This is a genomic window from Ralstonia sp. VS2407 (assembly GCF_052950655.1).
This window is the reverse complement of the sequence record NZ_JBRFVG010000029.1, coordinates 3,172-5,732: the sequence shown is the minus strand read 5'-3', so window position 1 is coordinate 5,732 and position 2,561 is coordinate 3,172. Positions and strand designations below refer to the sequence as shown.

Here is a 2,561-nt window from a genome sequence, read left to right as displayed (position 1 = left end):
AAAACACAGCGCCGAAACGCAAGTGGCGGTGGTGGTGTTGAGTGGTGGAGAAGCAGGAGTGGAGCGGGTTTGCGGTCGATTGTGTGGTTGGCGATTGGCGGTAGATCGGGTGGTAGTTGGCAGCGAGTTGACGGATAAAAATTCTTCGACGAGTTGTTGACAGCGACGAAAAAGCTCTGCATAATCTCGTTTCTCTGCTGCAGACAACGCAGCGACGCGATAAACAAAGTTGATCGCGAAGTTCTTTAACAAGCAAACAGCCGATAAGTGTGGGCGCTTAATACTGGATGCGACGAACGCAAGTTCGTTAGCTTACAAGTAATGAAGTGCTCGCACAGAAGTAAGGTTTGAACGAAAGTTCAAGTCAGATTCTGAGAGTGAGCGACCGCTCGTAAAGAGCGAAAACAGCAGATTGAACTGAAGAGTTTGATCCTGGCTCAGATTGAACGCTGGCGGCATGCCTTACACATGCAAGTCGAACGGCAGCGGGGGAGAAGCTTGCTTCTCCTGCCGGCGAGTGGCGAACGGGTGAGTAATACATCGGAACGTGCCCTGTAGTGGGGGATAACTAGTCGAAAGATTAGCTAATACCGCATACGACCTGAGGGTGAAAGTGGGGGACCGCAAGGCCTCATGCTATAGGAGCGGCCGATGTCTGATTAGCTAGTTGGTGGGGTAAAGGCCCACCAAGGCGACGATCAGTAGCTGGTCTGAGAGGACGATCAGCCACACTGGGACTGAGACACGGCCCAGACTCCTACGGGAGGCAGCAGTGGGGAATTTTGGACAATGGGCGAAAGCCTGATCCAGCAATGCCGCGTGTGTGAAGAAGGCCTTCGGGTTGTAAAGCACTTTTGTCCGGAAAGAAATGGCTCTGGTTAATACCTGGGGTCGATGACGGTACCGGAAGAATAAGGACCGGCTAACTACGTGCCAGCAGCCGCGGTAATACGTAGGGTCCAAGCGTTAATCGGAATTACTGGGCGTAAAGCGTGCGCAGGCGGTTGTGCAAGACCGATGTGAAATCCCCGAGCTTAACTTGGGAATTGCATTGGTGACTGCACGGCTAGAGTGTGTCAGAGGGGGGTAGAATTCCACGTGTAGCAGTGAAATGCGTAGAGATGTGGAGGAATACCGATGGCGAAGGCAGCCCCCTGGGATAACACTGACGCTCATGCACGAAAGCGTGGGGAGCAAACAGGATTAGATACCCTGGTAGTCCACGCCCTAAACGATGTCAACTAGTTGTTGGGGATTCATTTCCTTAGTAACGTAGCTAACGCGTGAAGTTGACCGCCTGGGGAGTACGGTCGCAAGATTAAAACTCAAAGGAATTGACGGGGACCCGCACAAGCGGTGGATGATGTGGATTAATTCGATGCAACGCGAAAAACCTTACCTACCCTTGACATGCCACTAACGAAGCAGAGATGCATTAGGTGCTCGAAAGAGAAAGTGGACACAGGTGCTGCATGGCTGTCGTCAGCTCGTGTCGTGAGATGTTGGGTTAAGTCCCGCAACGAGCGCAACCCTTGTCTCTAGTTGCTACGAAAGGGCACTCTAGAGAGACTGCCGGTGACAAACCGGAGGAAGGTGGGGATGACGTCAAGTCCTCATGGCCCTTATGGGTAGGGCTTCACACGTCATACAATGGTGCATACAGAGGGTTGCCAAGCCGCGAGGTGGAGCTAATCCCAGAAAATGCATCGTAGTCCGGATCGTAGTCTGCAACTCGACTACGTGAAGCTGGAATCGCTAGTAATCGCGGATCAGCATGCCGCGGTGAATACGTTCCCGGGTCTTGTACACACCGCCCGTCACACCATGGGAGTGGGCTTTACCAGAAGTAGTTAGCCTAACCGCAAGGAGGGCGATTACCACGGTAGGGTTCATGACTGGGGTGAAGTCGTAACAAGGTAGCCGTATCGGAAGGTGCGGCTGGATCACCTCCTTTAAGAGCGTGCATCCGACGTTAGGCGTCCACACTTATCGGTTTGTTTGATGTTACAGCCAAGGGTCTGTAGCTCAGGTGGTTAGAGCACCGTCTTGATAAGGCGGGGGTCGTAGGTTCAAGTCCTACCAGACCCACCAAGTTACGGACGGTGGAAGTTGTTCTCTGCCGTGACTGGGGGATTAGCTCAGCTGGGAGAGCACCTGCTTTGCAAGCAGGGGGTCGTCGGTTCGATCCCGTCATCCTCCACCATTACCTTTTGGTTGCCAAACGCAAGCATCGACGCTGTGTCGATGGTGTTTGCGTTTGGCCTAGCCAAGACGAGCGTAAAAGTTCGGCTGTTCTTTAACAATATGGAATGTAGTAAAGGTGTCGCGGTGCGTTGATGAGACGCACAATCAAAACGCGACACTGGGTTGTGATTGTATCAACCAGTATTACCAGAGCAATCGAAAGATTGTCTTGGAATACGGCACAACGCGAGAACTCAGCCTATAGCGAGACATACTCGTTATAGGGTCAAGCGAATAAGTGCATGTGGTGGATGCCTTGGCGATTACAGGCGATGAAGGACGTAGTAGCCTGCGAAAAGCTGCGGGGAGCTGGCAAA

General features: G+C 52.6%; 1 protein-coding gene, 2 tRNA genes and 2 rRNA genes (1 of these 5 running past the window's edge). 4 read left to right on the top strand and 1 reads right to left on the bottom strand.

Annotated features, from left to right (window positions below):
• The coding region (locus tag ACU8YE_RS23585; protein WP_446929759.1) for a hypothetical protein at positions 1 to 252 on the bottom strand (252 nt) is incomplete at its 3' end.
• 162 nt (positions 253 to 414) lie between these two features.
• Between ACU8YE_RS23585 and ACU8YE_RS23580 the strand changes: the two genes are divergently transcribed.
• From ACU8YE_RS23580 to ACU8YE_RS23565, 4 genes are all read left to right on the top strand, one after another.
• A 16S ribosomal RNA gene (locus ACU8YE_RS23580) occupies positions 415 to 1,954 on the top strand.
• Positions 1,955 to 2,014: 60 nt separating this feature from the next.
• Positions 2,015 to 2,091, top strand: a tRNA-Ile gene (locus ACU8YE_RS23575).
• Positions 2,092 to 2,127: 36 nt separating this feature from the next.
• Positions 2,128 to 2,203 (top strand) — tRNA-Ala (locus ACU8YE_RS23570).
• Between the two features lie 265 nt (positions 2,204 to 2,468).
• Positions 2,469 to 2,561: ribosomal RNA gene (locus ACU8YE_RS23565) — 23S ribosomal RNA — on the top strand; it runs 2,885 nt beyond the window's last position.
• Together the 16S and 23S rRNA genes with 2 tRNA genes alongside form the textbook arrangement of a ribosomal RNA operon.